Source organism: Burkholderia sp. ABCPW 111 (genome assembly GCF_000773065.1).
Classification (GTDB): Bacteria; Pseudomonadota; Gammaproteobacteria; order Burkholderiales; family Burkholderiaceae; genus Burkholderia; species Burkholderia savannae.
The window spans coordinates 85,122-102,325 of the sequence record NZ_JPWT01000066.1 but is presented as its reverse complement, the minus strand read 5'-3'; the positions used below and the strand labels follow the sequence as shown (position 1 = coordinate 102,325).

17 protein-coding genes are annotated in these 17,204 nt (G+C 68.1%); 12 read left to right on the top strand and 5 right to left on the bottom strand.

The features are described 5' to 3' along the window. Nucleotides 1-22: 22 nt before the first annotated feature. The 5 genes from X946_RS13790 to flgA all read right to left on the bottom strand — a co-directional run bounded on the left by X946_RS13790 (nt 23) and on the right by flgA (nt 4,135). Nucleotides 23-292, bottom strand: coding sequence for a RebB family R body protein (locus X946_RS13790; protein WP_006024229.1), 270 nt, complete (start codon nt 290-292; stop codon nt 23-25). A gap of 32 nt (nt 293-324) precedes the next feature. Then, nucleotides 325-615, bottom strand: coding sequence for a RebB family R body protein (locus X946_RS13785; protein WP_006024230.1), 291 nt, complete (start codon nt 613-615; stop codon nt 325-327). 1,010 nt (nt 616-1,625) lie between these two features. Beyond that, the gene (locus X946_RS13780) at nt 1,626-2,120 is read right to left on the bottom strand and encodes a flagella synthesis protein FlgN (protein WP_161788665.1); all 495 of its coding nucleotides are present in this window, start codon (nt 2,118-2,120) and stop codon (nt 1,626-1,628) included. 25 nt (nt 2,121-2,145) lie between these two features. Then, nucleotides 2,146-2,490 carry a flagellar biosynthesis anti-sigma factor FlgM gene (gene flgM / locus X946_RS13775; RefSeq protein WP_038748426.1) on the bottom strand — a complete coding sequence of 115 codons (345 nt, stop codon included), beginning with the start codon at nt 2,488-2,490 and terminating at the stop codon, nt 2,146-2,148. A gap of 103 nt (nt 2,491-2,593) precedes the next feature. After that, the gene (gene flgA / locus X946_RS35680) at nt 2,594-4,135 is read right to left on the bottom strand and encodes a flagellar basal body P-ring formation chaperone FlgA (RefSeq protein ID WP_038748425.1); all 1,542 of its coding nucleotides are present in this window, start codon (nt 4,133-4,135) and stop codon (nt 2,594-2,596) included. Between the two features lie 235 nt (nt 4,136-4,370). Here flgA and flgB point away from each other — a divergent pair, with 235 nt between their 5' ends. From flgB to flgL, 12 genes are all read left to right on the top strand, one after another. Beyond that, nucleotides 4,371-4,862 (top strand): flagellar basal body rod protein FlgB, encoded by a 492-nt coding sequence (gene flgB, locus X946_RS13765; RefSeq protein WP_038748422.1) that lies wholly within the window; start codon nt 4,371-4,373, stop codon nt 4,860-4,862. A gap of 89 nt (nt 4,863-4,951) precedes the next feature. Continuing rightward, the gene (gene flgC / locus X946_RS13760) at nt 4,952-5,377 is read left to right on the top strand and encodes a flagellar basal body rod protein FlgC (RefSeq protein WP_038748420.1); all 426 of its coding nucleotides are present in this window, start codon (nt 4,952-4,954) and stop codon (nt 5,375-5,377) included. Between the two features lie 52 nt (nt 5,378-5,429). Next, the gene (gene flgD / locus X946_RS13755; protein ID WP_038748418.1) at nt 5,430-6,323 is read left to right on the top strand and encodes a flagellar hook assembly protein FlgD; all 894 of its coding nucleotides are present in this window, start codon (nt 5,430-5,432) and stop codon (nt 6,321-6,323) included. Nucleotides 6,324-6,350: 27 nt separating this feature from the next. Beyond that, on the top strand, nt 6,351-7,592 hold the full coding sequence (gene flgE, locus X946_RS13750) for a flagellar hook protein FlgE (RefSeq protein ID WP_038748416.1): 1,242 nt from the start codon (nt 6,351-6,353) through the stop codon (nt 7,590-7,592). Nucleotides 7,593-7,617: 25 nt separating this feature from the next. Then, entirely contained in the window at nt 7,618-8,379 is a 762-nt protein-coding gene (gene flgF / locus X946_RS13745) for a flagellar basal-body rod protein FlgF (protein WP_038748414.1), read from the top strand. 32 nt (nt 8,380-8,411) lie between these two features. Then, nucleotides 8,412-9,200: a flagellar basal-body rod protein FlgG gene (gene flgG / locus X946_RS13740; RefSeq protein ID WP_038748411.1), complete on the top strand. Its 789-nt coding sequence runs from the start codon at nt 8,412-8,414 to the stop codon at nt 9,198-9,200. A 20-nt stretch (nt 9,201-9,220) separates the two neighbouring features. Next, complete coding sequence (flgH, locus tag X946_RS13735) at nt 9,221-9,943, top strand: flagellar basal body L-ring protein FlgH (protein ID WP_038748409.1); 723 nt, start codon at nt 9,221-9,223, stop codon at nt 9,941-9,943. Nucleotides 9,944-9,948: 5 nt separating this feature from the next. Next, on the top strand, nt 9,949-11,142 hold the full coding sequence (locus tag X946_RS13730) for a flagellar basal body P-ring protein FlgI (protein WP_052145091.1): 1,194 nt from the start codon (nt 9,949-9,951) through the stop codon (nt 11,140-11,142). Then, nucleotides 11,143-12,078 carry a flagellar assembly peptidoglycan hydrolase FlgJ gene (gene flgJ / locus X946_RS13725; protein ID WP_038748405.1) on the top strand — a complete coding sequence of 312 codons (936 nt, stop codon included), beginning with the start codon at nt 11,143-11,145 and terminating at the stop codon, nt 12,076-12,078. It abuts the gene before it with no gap. Between the two features lie 215 nt (nt 12,079-12,293). Next, nucleotides 12,294-13,052 carry a flagellar brake protein gene (locus X946_RS13720; RefSeq protein ID WP_038748403.1) on the top strand — a complete coding sequence of 253 codons (759 nt, stop codon included), beginning with the start codon at nt 12,294-12,296 and terminating at the stop codon, nt 13,050-13,052. Between the two features lie 197 nt (nt 13,053-13,249). Beyond that, nucleotides 13,250-15,253, top strand: a complete 2,004-nt coding sequence (gene flgK / locus X946_RS13715) for a flagellar hook-associated protein FlgK (protein WP_038748400.1) — start codon at nt 13,250-13,252, stop codon at nt 15,251-15,253. Between the two features lie 15 nt (nt 15,254-15,268). Next, complete coding sequence (flgL, locus tag X946_RS13710; RefSeq protein WP_038748397.1) at nt 15,269-16,501, top strand: flagellar hook-associated protein FlgL; 1,233 nt, start codon at nt 15,269-15,271, stop codon at nt 16,499-16,501. Nucleotides 16,502-17,204: the final 703 nt, after the last annotated feature.

Sequence of the window (17,204 nt, the reverse complement as noted above, 5' to 3'; positions counted from 1 at the left end):
TGTCAACGGTCGCCGGCAGTCCTCAAGTGCCGAGGATCTTGGTGGTGGCGATCCCGGTCGTGGCCGTGTCGAGCGAATACAGCGTCGCGACGCCCATCGTGGTGGCGGCTTGCGCCGTGACGTAGCTCTGTTGCTGCGCGTAGGTCGCGTTGTGCGCCGCGTTGGCCAAGGCTTGCGCCGTAGCCTGGTACAGGTTGCCCATCGCGATGGCCGGCGCGTCGCCCAGCACTTTGGTGTTGGCCTGGGTGACGGAATCGGTGATCTGGTCATTGACGCTGGTCGGAAAAGCCATGTCGGGCTCCTCAATGAATTAGGCTTGGGCGATCAGCTGCCGAGGCCGCGAACGCCGGTGCTCAGGATGTCCTTGGTCGATACGCCGGTGGCGGCGGTGTCGAGCGAGTACAGCGTCGCCACGCCCATCGTGGTGGCGGCTTGAGTGGTGACGTAGCTTTGCTGCTGAGCGTTGGTGGCGTTGTGGGCGGTATTGGCGAGCGCTTGCGCCGTGGCCTGATAGAGGTTGCCCATCGCGATCGCCGGCGCATCGCCCAATACCTTGGTATTGGCCTGGGTGACGGAATCGGTGATCTGGTCGTTGACGCTGGTCGGAAATGCCATGGTTGCTCCTTGATGAACATGAAGCTGCCTTTCGGCGGGATGTGTTTTCGGTACGAACCCTGCGTCGCTTGGTAGGTCCGTGAAAACATCTTAGGAAAGCACCCGTGGGCGCAATTGGTGCGATCTACGGAAAACGCGGCGCCGAATCGGAAAAACGGTCGTAATCGGCCGAATGAACGGGCCGCGCGGATCAGCGAATTCGCCGTGTCGGCCTCGATTTACGTCGTGGAGCGAATTGCGGCGTGCGGAAAAAGCGCCGATTTGCGGGGGAAGTTCCGATTGGATTCGGGCGGACGTGAAAGGGCGCCGCCGGCCGGATAGGAAGTCTCGGGTGCTGCTTCGATGGCCGGCGGCGCGGACGATGCGTGAACCGGCGGCCGGGACGTCTTGCTTCGACGCAGCGTCATGCGATGTGATGGTTTGCGGCGGCAGCGGCAGCGGCAGCGGCGGTGGCAGCGGTAGCGGTGGCGGCGGCGGTGGTCGCGGTGCGGTGGCGGCAACCGCAACCGCAACCGCAACGGCAGAGGCAGAGGCAGAGGCAGAGGCAGAGGCAGAGGCAGAGGCAGAGGCAGAGGCAGGCGGCCTCGGGTTCCCCGCTCGATTCCGGCGCGGGAAGCGGAGCCCGGTCGAATCCCGGTTTGCGACGCGTGCAAACGGGCGACGCCGGAGCCGCCAAGTCGTCCACGCGTAATGAGTCAGGGCAGGAAAAGTCGGGGCGATGCGCGTCGCCGGATTCGGGGCAATCGGGCGACGGGAACATGGGGCGCCGGGCAGGGCAACGATTCACGCGCATTCCGCCGCGCTCGGGACAGCCATCGTCCGGCGCTCGCGCGCGAGTCAGCTTGTGGCGTCCGAGGGATGAGCGGGGCCGACGAAGGCGCCGGCAGGCGGCGCGAATGAAGCCGATTCGCGATATCGATCGTCGCGAATGAGCACGATCGACGCCGGCTCGGCTTGCTTCGAGAGCCCGTGCCGACGCGCGAGCCGCGCCCGGCGATCGAGGGGCGTATTTAGGGCGCGGCCGTCGCGACGCGGCCGTCCGGCCCGTAAAAGCCGTTGCGCTGCGGCGCGGCGCGCAGCACGGAGAGCGTGCGTTCGTTGTAGTCCATCCGAATGCGGATCAGCATTCCGTTGATCGCGTTCGCGTGGCGCGCGCGCTCGGCCGATTGCTGCAGCAACTGCCAGCCGTTCGCGAGGCGCGCGTCGGTTTCGGCCGCGCGATCCATTCCTTTCTTGCCGGCCGGCAGGCCGCGCGACGCGAGCAGCGTGTCGCGCTGGCGTTCGAGCTGCGCGAGCTTTTCGATCAGCTCGGTTTTCCTGTCGACGATGCCCGGCAGCGCGTCGATCGGCGATGCCGTCGTCAGCGCCTTTTCCTCGTAGGCGAGCAGGGACGCGAACGCTTCGATCGTCGCGTGCTCGTCGTTGACCGTGGCCAGCAGTTCGTCTCTCATCTCGTTTGGCTCGACTTGGCGGCGCGCGGACCGTCCGTGCGCCGTGTTACGCATTCCGTCGTCCGGCCGCGAAGCCGGCTCAGCTGTTGCCCGTTTGCGGCGGCTGCTTCAGCAAATCGCGGGCGGTCTGCAGGATTCCGTCGGCGATCTTGCCCGTGTCGATCGACAGCGTGCCGTTCTTGATCGCGTCCCGGATCGCCTCGACCTGCGCGGTATCGATGTCGGCGCTGCCCGAGGCGGCCAGGCCGCGCAGCGTCGACGACAGGCCGGACAGGCTCACGTTCGCATCCCCGCCCGTCGGCGCGCTCGCGGCGCCGGCAGGCGCCTGAGCCGCGGCCGGCTGGCCGGCTTGCGTGCGAGCCGTGCCCGCACTGGCGTTCGACAGCGTGCGGGCGTTCGAAGTAGTGGTGGAATCGACTTTCACGATGGTGTTTCCTGTACGGGTTTGACCACGATAACGGCAAGGCCGGCCCGAACTTTAGCACCCGTTTTTCGGTAAATCCCTGAATCAACGAAAGTTTGCAATCTTAGAGGGGGATCTCGACCGTCGCGGCGTCCTTGACGATCGCCGTGACGATCTGGCCCGCCGCCATCCGCACCCGCACCTGCTGGCCGGGCGCCGCGTTGTTGAGCACGCTGCCGTCGGCCGAAATCGTGAATCCCTGCCCCGACGCGACGACCCGCACCGTCTGCCCGATCGACACCGATGCCGCGCTCTTCAGCAGATCCTGGCGCAGCGGCAGCCCGGCCGCGACGCGCGTGAGCGCGGTCGCGCCGACCGCCTGCTGAGGATCGGTGATCACGGCGAGCGGCAGCGTCGTCAGGTCGCCGTCGCGCGCGACGAGATCGGCGGCGGACAGCGTTTGGCCGGGCGCGATCTGGCGCGCCGCGATGTAATAGGTCGCCTGGACGGCGAGTTTCGCCTGCAGGTAGATCGTCCACGGACGCTCGCCCGCGCAGCGCACGCCGACCGTCGTGCGGCCCCACAGGCGCGCGCCCGACGGCAGGAACGGCTCGAGCGTCGTGCATGCGGCGAGGCCGCGCGGGAACGCTGGCGCGACCGTGATGGTGGTCTTGCCGGGCAGGCCCGCCGCCTGCTGTTGCAGGAACGCGAACGCCGCGCGGCGGATCGTTTCTCCGTCCTGCTGGCCGGCCGGAACCGGAATCGGGGCCGGAATCGCAACCGGGGCCGCGGCGGCCGCCGCCGTGCGAAGCGGCGCGGGACGGGCCGGCAGCGCGCGCGGCGCGGGCTCCGCGCGCAACGACACGGGAAGCACGCCGCTTCGCGTGGCGGCTGCGGCTTGCGCGCGCCGCGCCTGCCACGGCTGGGCGGTTGCCTGCGCGTTGGCGGGCTGGCCGGCGGACGCGCCCGCGTCCCGTGCGACGACCGTCGCGACCTGCTGCGCATCGGCCGGCGCGCGCGGCGCGGCGCCCGCGCGGAATGCGGGATTGGCGCCGGCGGCGACGCTTGCCGCCGGGTTGTTCCGATTCGCGGGGATGGGCGCGTTCGCGCCGCCCGGAGGGGGCCATCCGGCTCTCGCTGACACCGTGCCTGCCGAAGGATTCGATCCGGCCGTCGGCGATGCGGAGTTCGCGCCCCCGGAATTCGCGCTCCCATTGCGCGCGCCTGCCGGCGCGGCCGCATTCGCTTGCCTGCTCCACCCGACGGCGGGCGGTGCCGCGATCCGGTCGCTCGATGCGGCCGGGCCCGGTTCGATCACGATCGGGCCGTCGTTTCGTTCGGCTGCCGTCGCGGGGCGGGCAGGATCGTCCGATCCCGCGCCGGTCCGGCCGGCCCACACGGCGGCCGCCTGGGCGGCGGCCTGCGCGTTCCACGCGCCTGTGCCCGCCGCATGGCCCGTTCCGTTCCGGCCGGCCGCGCCCGGCGTGCCGGCCCCCGCGGCGTTCGCCGCGTTCGCGAGCGCCGTCTCCGCCGATTCGCCGCGCCCGGGAATCACGATCATCCCGCCGTCGCCCGCCTGTTGCGCGAGCGCGCCGCACATCCAGCCCGCCAGCGCGAGCGCCGCCGCGAAGCGCGTGCGCGTCGCGCGGCCTGCGTCAGTCGTCATCGCGCCCTCCTCGAAACCGTTTGGTACGGGTTGCATTCTAGGGATGGGCGAGCGCCGGCAAACCGCGAATAGAGGGGCCCTTTGCCGGTTATTCGCCCGATTGCCCGTTGCGTCGCCCGCCTACCATGCGTCTCATGGAAAAAAGCCTCTTTGGCCGCCCGTGGTCGAGCGACTGAGCGTCGCGGTCGATCGCGGGCGGCGAAGGAGCGGCGCATCTTCAGACGGAGGCTTGCAGATGCTGGACAAACTCGATGCCGAATTCGCATTCGGCCGCCAGGCGCTCGACGTGCGCGCATATCGGCAGGAACTGTTGTCGTCGAACATCGCGAACGCCGACACCCCCGGCTACCGCGCGCGCGACGTCAACTTCTCGTCGACGCTCGCCCGCGCGCTCAAGCAGGACGGCGCGGCGAGCGCCGGCAACGCGGCGCAACTGCCGCTCGCTCAGCCGGCGGGCGTGACGGGCGGGATGTCGATGGCGACGACGTCGGGCGCGCACCTCGCGGGCAACGTGAAGCTGATTCCGACGGGCGGCCCGAGCGACGACTACGGCCGCGCGCAGTACCGGATTCCGCAGCAGCCGGCGCTCGACGGCAACACCGTCGATCTCGACACCGAGCGCGTGCAGTTCGCCGACAACGCGGTGCATTACCAGGCCGGGATGACGGTGATGACCCAGCAGATCAAGACGATGATCGCCGCGATCACGTCGAATTCGAGTTCGTGACGCGCCGCTTCGGCGCTTTGCTTTTTCCCGCGTGTCGCGCGCGTCACGGGAAACGGTTGAATGAGCGCGCAACGCGATAAGGAGTACGCATGCCTTCATTGATGAACATTTTCGATGTTGCGGGTTCCGCGATGTCGGCCCAGTCGCAGCGTCTGAACGTGACGGCGTCGAATCTCGCAAACGCCGACAGCGCGACGGGCCCCGACGGCAAGCCCTACAAGGCGAAGCAGGTGGTGTTCGCGACCGCGCCGATGGGGCGCGCGCGCACCGCGTCGGGCCAGGGCGTCGGCGGCGTGCAGGTGACCAAGGTGATCGACGATCCGTCGCCGATGAAGACGACCTACGACCCGTCGAACCCCGCCGCCGACCAGAACGGCTACGTGACGATGCCGAACGTCGATCCGGTGCAGGAGATGGTCAACATGATTTCCGCGTCGCGCTCGTACCAGGCGAACGTCGAGACGCTCAACACCGCGAAGCAGCTGATGCTGAAGACGCTGACGATCGGCAGCTGACGCGCGGCTTTCCATCGACCGAAACACGCATAGCAGAGAAAGGCGAACCGGGATGACATCCTCCTTTACGACCATCGGCAGCAGCGGCACCACCGTGAACCCGCTGCCGTTCGACACGATGAGCTCGAACAGCCAATCGTCGAGCACGACGGGCACGAACGCGGCGAGCGGCACGAGCGGCGCCGGCAACGCCAGCGGCACGAACGGTACGAACGGTACGAACGGTACGAACGGCGCCGGCGGCACCAGCGGCACGAACGCGAACATCAACGTCGCGAGCTCGCTGTCGACGACGTCGGCGGCCGACCTGCAGACGACGTTCCTCACGCTGCTCGTCACGCAACTCAAGAATCAGGACCCGACGAGCCCCGTCGACAGCTCGCAGATGACGTCGCAGCTCGCGCAGATCAACACCGTGAGCGGCATCGCGCAACTGAACACGGCGCTCACGTCGCTGTCGTCGCAGCTCACCGCGGGCCAGCAGACCCAGGCGGCGATGCTGATCGGCTCGAACGTGCTCGCCCCGGGCAACACCGTGCCCGTCAAGAGCGGCGCGGCCTCGCCGTTCGGCGTGCAGCTCACGAGCGCCGTGTCGAACCTGACGATCACCGTGAAGAACGCGTCGGGCGTCGTCGTCAACACGATCAACGCGGGCGCGCAGTCGGCGGGCACGGTGCCGTTCAACTGGACGCCGACCGACACGGCCGGCAACGCGCTGCCCGACGGCACCTACACGATCAGCGCGAGCTACACCGACACGTCCGGCAAGCAGTACGCGCCCACGACGCTGTCGTCCGCGCAGGTGCTGAGCGTCGTCAAGCAGGCGGACGGCACGCCGGGGCTCGTGCTGTCGAACGGCTCGACGGTCGGCTTCAGCCAGGTCGCGTCGATTTTCCCGAACACGAAGAGCGCGTCGAACGGCAGCTCCTCGTCTTCCACCAACTAATCCAGCTTCTTCGCTACGGAGACCGAGATGGGCTATCAACAGGGTTTGAGCGGTTTGGCGGGCGCGTCGAGCGATCTCGACGTGATCGGCAACAACATCGCGAACGCCAACACGGTGGGCTTCAAGGGCAGCACCGCGCAGTTTTCCGACATGTACGCGAATTCGGTCGCATCTGCCGTGAACAACCCGATCGGCATCGGCACGATGCTCGCGTCGGTGCAGCAGCAGTTCAGCCAGGGCACGATCTCGTCCAGCACGTCGTCGCTGAACGTCGCGATCAACGGCAACGGCTTCTTCCAGATGTCGAACAACGGCGTGACCACGTACTCACGCGACGGCACGTTCCAGCGCGACAAGAACGGCTACATCGTCAACTCGCAGGGCCTGAACCTGATGGGCTACGCGGCGAACGCGAACGGCGTGATCAACACCGCGGCGACCGTGCCGCTGCAGGCGCCGACGACCAACATCGCGCCGACCGCGACGACGAAGATCACCGGCCAGTTCAACCTGAACTCGCAAGATCCGGTGCCGACGACGACGCCGTTCAACTATTCCGATCCGACGAGCTACAACTACACGACGTCGGTGCAGGTGTTCGACACGCTCGGCGGCTCGCAGAACGTCAACCTGTATTTCGTGAAGAGCGCGACGTCGGGCCAGTGGGAGACGTACGCGGGCCCGTCCGGCCAGACGCCGACCGATCTCGGCGCGGTCAGCTTCAACACGGGCGGCACGATCACGGGCACGACGGTGCCGGGCGGCGCGCCGACGACGAACGTCGGCCAGTTCTCGTTCACGATCCCGACGACGACGGGCGCGGCGAACCCGCAGACCCTGACGCTCGACCTCACCGGCACGACGCAGTACGGCGGCAAGAGCGGCATCAACAACCTCGCGCAGAACGGCTTCGCGAGCGGCATGCTGACGACCTTCTCGATCGGCACGGACGGCAAGGTCACGGGCAACTACTCGAACGGCCAGACGTCGACGCTCGGCCAGATCGTGCTCGCGAACTTCAACAACCCGAACGGCCTCGCGAACGTCGGCAACAACCAGTACGTCGAGACGGCCGCGTCGGGCGTGCCGCAGATCTCGGCGCCCGGCAGCACGAACCACGGGACGCTGCAAGGCAGCGCGCTCGAAAACTCGAACGTCGACCTGACGAGCCAGCTCGTCGACTTGATCACCGCGCAGCGCAACTACCAGGCGAACGCGCAGACGATCAAGACGCAGCAGACCGTCGACCAGACGCTCATCAACCTGTAATCGCCTTCGCGGACAACAGCCAGCCATGGACCGACTGATCTATACGGCGATGACGGGCGCGACGCAGTCGCTCGAGCAGCAGTCCGTCGTCGCGAACAACCTCGCCAACGCGTCGACGACGGGGTTCCGCGCGCAGCTCGCGACGTTTCGCGCGGTGCCGATGAACTTCGACGACGGCAGCGGCAACGTCGATCCGGCGACGACGCGCACCTACACGCTGTCGTCGACGCCCGGCGCGGACTTCACGTCGGGCCCGATCGAGCGCACGGGCAATCCGCTCGACGTCGCGGTTCAGGGGCCGGGCTGGCTGTCCGTGATGCTGCCGGACGGCAGCGAGGCGTACACGCGCGCGGGCAACCTGCACGTGGACGAGAACGGGCAGCTCGTGACCGCGAGCAACTTGCCCGTCGTCGGCAACGGCGGCCCGCTCGCGGTGCCGCCGAACGCGCAGCTGACGATCGGCGCGGACGGCACGGTGTCGGCGCTGATGCCGGGCGATCCGCCGACCGCCGTCGCGATGATCGATCAACTGAAGCTCGTGAACCCCGACGCCGCGACGATGACGCGCGGCAACGACGGCCTGTTCCGCACCGCGGACGGCAATCCCGCCGACGCCGATCCGGCCGTGAAGGTCGTGCCGAATTCGCTCGAAGGCAGCAACGTCAATCCGGTGGCGGCGATGGTGTCGATGATCGACAACGCGCGCGCGTTCGAATTGCAGACGAAGCTGATCCAGTCCGCCGACCAGAACGAGCAGGCGGCGAACCAGCTGCTCAATTTCAGCTGAGCGCCGCGAAGCGCCAGACAAGGAGTCAACACGTGAACCGTTCCCTTTACATCGCCGCGACCGGCATGAATGCGCAACAGGCGCAGATGGACGTGATCTCGAACAACCTCGCGAACGTGAGCACCAACGGCTTCAAGGGCTCGCGCGCGGTGTTCGAGGACCTGATGTACCAGACCATCCGCCAGCCGGGCGCGAACGCGACGCAGCAGACCGAGCTGCCGTCGGGCCTGCAGCTCGGCACGGGCGTCCAGCAGGTCGCGACCGAGCGGCTGTATACGCAGGGCAGCCTGCAGCAGACGGGCGGCTCGAAAGACATCGCGATCAACGGCCAGGGCTTCTTCCAGGTGCTGATGCCGGACGGCACGAATGCGTACACGCGCGACGGCTCGTTCCAGACCAACGCGCAGGGCCAGCTCGTCACGTCGAGCGGCTATCAGGTGATTCCGGCGATCACGATTCCGCAGAACGCGACGTCGCTCACGATCGGCAGCGACGGCGTCGTGTCGATCACGCAGCCGGGCTCGAACAACGCGGTGCAGATCGGCGCGCTCCAGATCGCGACGTTCATCAACCCGGCCGGCCTCGACGCGAAGGGCGAGAACCTGTTCGCGGAGACGACGTCGTCGGGGCAGCCGAACGTGTCGCAGCCGGGCCTGAACGGCGCGGGCACGCTCAAGCAGGGCTATGTCGAATCGTCGAACGTGAACGTCGTTCAGGAGCTCGTCAACATGATCCAGACGCAGCGCGCGTACGAAATCAACAGCAAGGCCGTGACGACGTCCGACCAGATGCTGCAGACCGTCACGCAGATGTCGCGCTAACGGGCCCCAGGTCAGAAGCCATGAAGCAGGTTCGTTTCCTTCCGCCATCGGCGCGCCGCGCGCGCGTCGCGGCCGCGCGCCGTCCGGCCGCCGCCGCGCTCGCCGCCGCCGCGCTCGCGCTCGCGGGCTGCGCGCAGCTGCCGCGCGAGCCGATCACGCAGCAGCCGATGTCGGCGCCGCCGCCGATGCCGCCCGCGATGCAGGCGCCCGGCTCGATCTACAACCCGGGCTACGCGGGCCGGCCGCTCTTCGAGGATCAGCGGCCGCGCAACGTCGGCGACATCCTGACGATCGTGATCGCGGAGAACATCAACGCGACGAAGTCGTCGGGCGCGAACACGAACCGGCAGGGCAACACGAGCTTCGACGTGCCGACGGCGGGCTTCTTGGGCGGCCTCTTCAACAAGGCGAACCTGTCGGCGGAGGGCGCGAACAAGTTCACCGCGACGGGCGGCGCGAGCGCGGCGAACACGTTCAACGGCACGATCACCGTGACGGTGACGAACGTGCTGCCGAACGGCAACCTCATCGTCAGCGGCGAGAAGCAGATGCTCATCAACCAGGGCAACGAATTCGTGCGCTTCTCGGGCGTCGTCAATCCGAACACGATCTCGGGCCAGAACTCGGTCTACTCGACGCAGGTCGCGGACGCGAAGATCGAATACTCGGCGAAGGGCTACATCAACGAAGCCGAGACGATGGGCTGGCTGCAACGCTTCTTCCTCAACATCGCGCCGTGGTGAAGACGATGCGTACCTTGCTCGCGCGCGTCGTGCGCCCTCTCGTCCGATCGAATCGCCGCGCGGCGGCGCGCTGTGCGCTCGCCGCCTGCGCGCTCGCGCTCGCATTCGCGCCCGTCGCCGCGCGCGCGGAGCGCCTGAAGGATCTCGCGCAGATCCAGGGCGTGCGCGACAACCCGCTGATCGGCTACGGCCTCGTCGTCGGCCTCGACGGCACCGGCGACCAGACGATGCAGACGCCGTTCACCACGCAGACGCTCGCGAACATGCTCGCGAACCTCGGCATCTCGATCAACAACGGCGCGGCGAACGGCGGCGGCTCGTCGGCGATGACGAACATGCAGCTGAAGAACGTCGCCGCGGTGATGGTGACGGCGACGCTGCCGCCGTTCGCGCGGCCGGGCGAGGCGATCGACGTGACGGTGTCGTCGCTCGGCAACGCGAAGAGCCTGCGCGGCGGCACGCTGCTGCTCACGCCCCTGAAGGGCGCGGACGGCCAGGTGTACGCGCTCGCGCAGGGCAACATGGCGGTGGGCGGCGCGGGCGCGGCGGCGAACGGCAGCCGCGTGCAGGTGAACCAGCTCGCGGCGGGGCGGGTCGCGGGCGGCGCGATCGTCGAGCGCTCGGTGCCGAACGCGCTCGCGCAGATGAACGGCACGCTGCAGCTGCAATTGAACGACATGGATTACGGCACCGCGCAGCGGATCGTGTCGGCGGTGAACTCGAGCTTCGGCGCGGGCACCGCGACGGCGCTCGACGGCCGCACGATCCAGCTGACGGCGCCCGCCGATTCGGCGCAGCAGGTCGCGTTCATGGCGCGGCTGCAGAACCTCGAAGTGAGCCCCGAGAAGGCGGCGGCGAAGGTGATCCTGAACGCGCGCACGGGCTCGATCGTGATGAATCAGATGGTGACGCTGCAGAACTGCGCGGTCGCGCACGGCAATCTGTCGGTCATCGTCAATACGCAGCCCGTCGTGTCGCAGCCGGGGCCGTTCTCGAATGGCCAGACGGTCGTCGCGCAGCAGTCGCAGATCCAGCTCAAGCAGGACAACGGCTCGCTGCGGATGGTGACGGCGGGCGCGAACCTCGCCGAAGTGGTGAAGGCGCTCAACTCGCTCGGCGCGACGCCCGCGGATCTGATGTCGATCCTTCAGGCGATGAAGGCGGCGGGCGCGCTGCGCGCGGATCTGGAGATCATCTAAGTGACGACTTTCACGAAAGCGAACGATCTGTCGCAGCGCTTCGCGCTCGACGTTCAAGGGTTCGACGCGCTGCGCTCGAAGGCCGCGGCGGCGACGCCGCGCGAAGGCGTGAAGATGGTCGCGGGCCAGTTCGACGCGATGTTCACGCAGATGATGCTCAAGAGCATGCGCGACGCGACGCCGTCGGACAGCCCGTTCGATTCGAACTCGACGAAGACGTACACGTCGATGCTCGACCAGCAGCTCGCGCAGCAGCTGTCGTCGAAGGGAATCGGCGTCGCCGACGCGCTGACGAAGCAGCTGATGCGCAACGCGAACGTCGCGCCCGACACGCAGAGCGAAGGCGGCATGGCCGCGATGAGCGCACTCGCGAAGGCGTATGCGAACGCGAACGAGGCGCCTGGCAACGGCGCGCTCGCGGGCAAGCGCGGCTATTCGGCGGCGAGCGCGCTCACGCCGCCGCTCAAGGGCAACGGCGGCTCCGAGCGGGCGGACGCGTTCGTCGAGAAGATGGCGGGCGCCGCGCAGGCGGCGAGCGCGGCCACCGGCATTCCGGCGCGCTTCATCGTCGGCCAGGCGGCGCTCGAATCGGGCTGGGGCAAGCGCGAGATCCGCGGCGCGAACGGCGAATCGAGCTACAACGTATTCGGCATCAAGGCGACGAAGGGCTGGACGGGGCGCACGGTGTCGGCCGTCACGACCGAGTATTCGAACGGCAAGCCGCACCGCGTCGTCGCGCAGTTCCGCGCGTACGACTCGTACGAGCACGCGATGACCGACTACGCGAGCCTGTTGAAGAACAACCCGCGCTACGCGGGCGTGCTGAACTCGGGGCAGAGCGCGGAAGGCTTCGCGCACGGGATGCAGAAGGCCGGCTATGCGACCGATCCGCACTACGCGAAAAAGCTGATTTCGATCATGCAGCAGATCGGCTGACGCAAGCCGAGCAACCGTTCGGTACATTTCGGACCGCGCCAGGCTTGGCCTCGCGCGGTTTTAACGTTTGCTAAAAAAATAAACTCGGGTTTCGATCTAAACTTTGCGCTGCTGTTGCCGCTAAACGTGAGAGACCAACGATCGGGCGGATCGCGCCTGGTCATAACGCGCCCCCGAAGTCCGCCAGGCGCATCGAGATAAAATACCGGCAAGCCATGAATACCGAACAGTCGACGAGTCAGGCCGCGAGCGCCGCCGCGCATTCCGGCCATGATTACGGCCGCCGCAATCCGCTCGAGATCGGCGTGCAGCTGCGCAATCTCGTCAATCGAGGAGATTTCCTGACCGTCCAGTACCAGGGCGGTCAGCTTGTCACGCGCATTCTCGACGTCGACGTCGGCGCGCGAACCTTCGTGTTCGACTGGGGCGCGCTCGCCGACCAGAACGCGGGCATCCTCGCCGCGCCGGACTGCGTGTTTCATGCGGCGCCGGAGGGCGTGCGCGTCGAATTCTCGACCGCGACCCCGCGCGAGACCCGCTACGAGAACCTTCCCGCGTTCGAAGCCGATTTCCCCGACGTGCTGTACTGCGTGCAGCGCCGCGAATATTTCCGCGTCGACGCGCCGATCCTCGATCCTTACGTGTGCCGCGGCAAGCTGCCGGACGGCGAGACTTTCCTGTTCGAAGTGCACAACCTGTCGCTCGGCGGCCTCGGGTTGCGCACGGTCGACGAGCGCGTGTCGACGCTCGAGCTTGGCACGACGCTGCCCGACGTCGAATTGAACCTGAACGGCCATGGGATGCTGTCGCTCGATCTGCAGCTCGTGTCGCACCGCTCGACCGACGCGCCGAACGGCACGCGCCGCTACCAACTGGGCTTTCGCTTCCTGTCGCTGCCGGGCAGCGCGGAGAACACGCTGCAGCGCCTCATCACGCAGCTCGAGATGAAGCGCCGGCAGCTCGCGCGGGCCTGAGCCGCGCGGCCATCGCGCCCGTGCGGGCCAGGCCGCACGCGACGCCCGCAGCCATCGCGACGGCGCCCGCGCGCCGGCCGCGGCGCGCCGCATGCATTTTTGCGCGCGCATTCCCTCAATTTTTCTCACGCGCGGCCGTTATACCGGGAGTCCACGCAACCCGGCGGCCGCGGCGCGGCCGGCTCATAGGATCGCGCATGTCCAATACCCTCATGAACCTCGGGATCAGCGGCCTGAACGCCGCGCTCTGGGGGATCACCACGACCGGTCAGAACATCAGCAATTCGGCGACGCCCGGTTATTCGGTCGAGCGCCCCGTGTATTCGGAGGCGAGCGGCCAGTACACGAGCAGCGGCTATTTGCCGCAAGGCGTGACGACCGTGACGGTCCAGCGGCAGTACAGCCAGTATCTGTCGAACCAGCTCAACGCGGCGCAGACGCAAGGCAGCTCGCTGTCGACCTACTATTCGCTCGTCGCGCAACTGAACAACTACGTCGGCAGCCCGACGGCCGGCATCTCGACCGCGATCACGAACTACTTCACCGGCCTGCAGACGGTCGCGAACAACGCGGCCGATCCGTCCGCGCGGCAGACCGCGATCAGCAACGCGCAGACGCTCGCGAGCCAGCTCGTCGCCGCGGGCCAGCAGTATTCGCAACTGCGGCAGAGCGTGAATTCTCAGCTCACCGACACCGTCACGCAGATCAACAGCTACACCGCGCAGATCGCGCAGCTCAACGAGCAGATCGCGTCGGCGAGCGCGCAGGGGCAGCCGCCGAACCAACTGCTCGACCAGCGCGATCTCGCGGTGTCGAACCTGTCGCAGCTCGCCGGCGTGCAGGTCGTGCAGAGCAGCGGCAGCTACAGCGTGTTCCTTTCGGGCGGCCAGCCGCTCGTCGTCGGCAATGCGAGCTATCAGTTGGCCGCGGTCGCGTCGAAGTCCGATCCGAGCGAGCTCACGATCGTGTCGCAGGGCGTCGCGGGCGCGAATCCGCAGGGCAGCCCGCAGTACCTGCCCGACGTGTCGCTGACGGGCGGCACGCTGGGCGGCCTGCTCGCGTTCCGCAGCCAGACGCTCGATCCGGCGCAGGCGCAGCTCGGCGCGCTCGCGGTCAGCTTCGCGTCGCAGGTCAATGCGCAGAACGCGCTCGGCATCGACCTGTCGGGCAATCCGGGCGGCAACCTGTTCACGGCCGGCGGCCCGACCGTCTACGCGAATCAGGGCAATACCGGCGGCGCGACGCTGTCCGTGTCGTTCGCGAACGGCTCGCAGCCGACGTCGAGCGACTATTCGCTGTCGTACGACGGCTCGAAGTACACGCTGACCGATCGCGCGACGGGCAGCGTCGTCGGCACCGCGACGCCGACCACCAACCCGCCGACGATGACGATCGGCGGCTTGAATCTGTCGCTTTCGGCCACGCCCGCCGCGGGCGACGCGTTCACCGTGCTGCCGACGCGCGGCGCGCTCGACGGCTTCGCGCTCGCCACTTCGAGCGGCTCGGCGATCGCGGCCGCGTCGCCGGTGCTCGCGGCGGCCACGTCGACGAACAGCGGCACGGGCGCGATCACGCAGGGCTCGGTGAGCGCGGGCTATCAACTGCCGTCCGGCACGACGACGCTCACCTACAACGCGTCGTCGAAGATGCTCTCCGGCTTCCCGGTCGGCACGACGGTGACGATCGCGGGCACGCCGCCGACGTCGGTCAACATCACGAGCGCGACGACGCCCGTGCCTTACGATGCGTCGGTCGGCGCGTCGCTGACGATCTCGAGCACGACGCAGCCCGCGCCGTCCGGCGTGATGAACGGCGTGAGCGTGTCGCTGTCGGGCGCACCCGCGGACGGCGATCAGTTCACGATCGGCGCGAACAAGGGCACGAACGACGGCCGCAACGCGCTCGCGCTGTCGCAGCTCGTGAGCTCGAAGACGATGAACAACGGCACGACCACGCTGACGGGCGCCTACGCGGGCTACGTGAACGCGATCGGCAACGCGGCGAGCCAGCTGAAGGCGTCGAGCACCGCGCAGACGGCGCTCGTCGGCCAGATCACGGCGCAGCAGCAGGCGGTGTCGGGCGTGAACCAGAACGAGGAAGCGGCGAACCTGATGCAGTACCAGCAGTTGTATCAGGCGAACGCGAAGGTGATCCAGACGGCGGACTCGCTGTTCCAGACCGTGCTCGGTCTGTTCAACTGAACGAGGTAGACGGCGATGCGCATTTCCAGCTCTCAGCTCTACAGCCTGAACGTCAGCATGATGAACGACCAACAGGCGCAGATCGCTCAGCTCTACCAGCAGGTGGCGAGCGGCGTCAGCCTGACGACGCCCGCCGACAACCCGCTCGCGGCCGCGCAGGCGGTGCAACTGACGGCCACGTCGGCGACGCTCGCGCAGTACACGTCGAACCAGTCGACGGTGCTGACGTCGCTGCAGACCGAATCCTCGACGCTCACGAGCGTGAGCGACGCGCTCAACGCCGCGTATCAGACGATCATGCACGCGGGCGACGGCGGATTGTCGGACAGCGATCGCGCGGCGCTCGCCGCTCAGCTCCAGGGTTCGCGCGATCACCTGCTCACGCTCGCGAACACGACGGACGGCGCGGGCAACTACGTGTTCGCGGGCTTCCAGCCGACGACCGCGCCGTTCGCGAACAAGGCGGGCGGGGGCGTCAACTACAGCGGCGACTACGGCTCGCGCGTCGTGCAGATCGCCGACACGAACACGGTCTCGCAGGGCGACAACGGCGCGAGCGTGTTCCTGTCGGTGCCGTTCCTCGGCAGCCTTCCGGTGCCGGCCGCGGCCGCGAGCAACACGGGCACGGGCACGGTCGGCGCGGTCAGCATCACGAATCCGTCCGATCCGACCAACGCGCACCAGTTCACGATCGCCTTCGGCGGCACGGCGGCGGCGCCTACCTATACGGTGACCGACAACACGGTCCAGCCGCCGACGACGAGCGCCGCGCAGCCATACTCGTCGGGCCAGGGGATCAACCTCGGCGGGCAGACGGTCGCGGTGTCGGGCACGCCGGCGGCGGGCGACCAGTTCACGGTGACGCCCGCCCCGCAATCGGGCGCCGACGTATTCGCGACGCTCGACACGGCGATCGCCGCTTTGAAGGCGCCCGTCGGCAACAGCCCGACCGCGTCGACCGCGCTCTCGAACGCGATGGCCACCGCATCGACGAAGCTGATGAACACGCTGACGAACGTGCTGACCGTGCAGGCCTCGGTCGGCGGCCGCATGCAGGAGGTGAAGGCGATACAGTCGGTGACGTCGACGAATTCGCTGCAGGCGGCGAACAGCCTGTCGAACCTGACCGACACGAATCTGCCCGCCGCGATCAGCCAGTTCCTGCAACTGCAGAATTCGCTGAGCGCCGCGCAGAAGGCGTTCGTGCAGATGCAGAACCTGTCGCTGTTCCAGTATCTGAATCCGTAAGCGTCGCGGCTCGCGCTCGGCGGCGGGGCGGCCGGCGAGGCGGGGGCGGGGCGACGGGTGATCGGTTCGTCGACGGCGCGGTTTGCGGCCGCGCCGCGCGTGCACGACGCATGGCGGTGATCAAGCGGGCGGCTTTTGCCGCCCGTTTTGCTTTTCGGGGCGGGCGTTTTACCGTCGGCATCGGTGGCTTCAGTGGCTTCAGTGGCTTCGGTGGCTTCGCCGGCGCCGCCGCCTTCGCAGGCGCGACCGCGCCGACGGGACGCAGCGGGACCGCTTTCGTGCGCTGTGACTTGCCGTGCGCAGCGGCAGCGGTTGCGATTGCGTCGCGCGCGTGGGGCACCGGCCGTATCGACTGCATCGGCTGCATCGGCCTTATCGGTCTCCTCAGTCCCATCGGCCGCGGCCAGGCGCGCTTTGTCGGCCTGGCCGCCTTTCGGAATCGGCGGCGCGCGCCCGGCGAGATCGCGCGCGGGGCTTCCAAGCCGCGTTCCTTCGTCACCCTCGCCGTCCGCGGTCGCGGCCCGTTTTCATCACCTCCGCGCGGATGCGCTTCCTTTCCCCTTCCTTGCGTTTCCTGTCCGCGCGCATCCCGCGCCGCGGCCGTTTTTGCGCGCCGCTTGTCAGCGCGATTCCCGCTTCGTACACTCGCGCGTGATTTTGCCTCGACGCGCCGTCGCGCGCGCCTCAATCCAGACAACAAGGA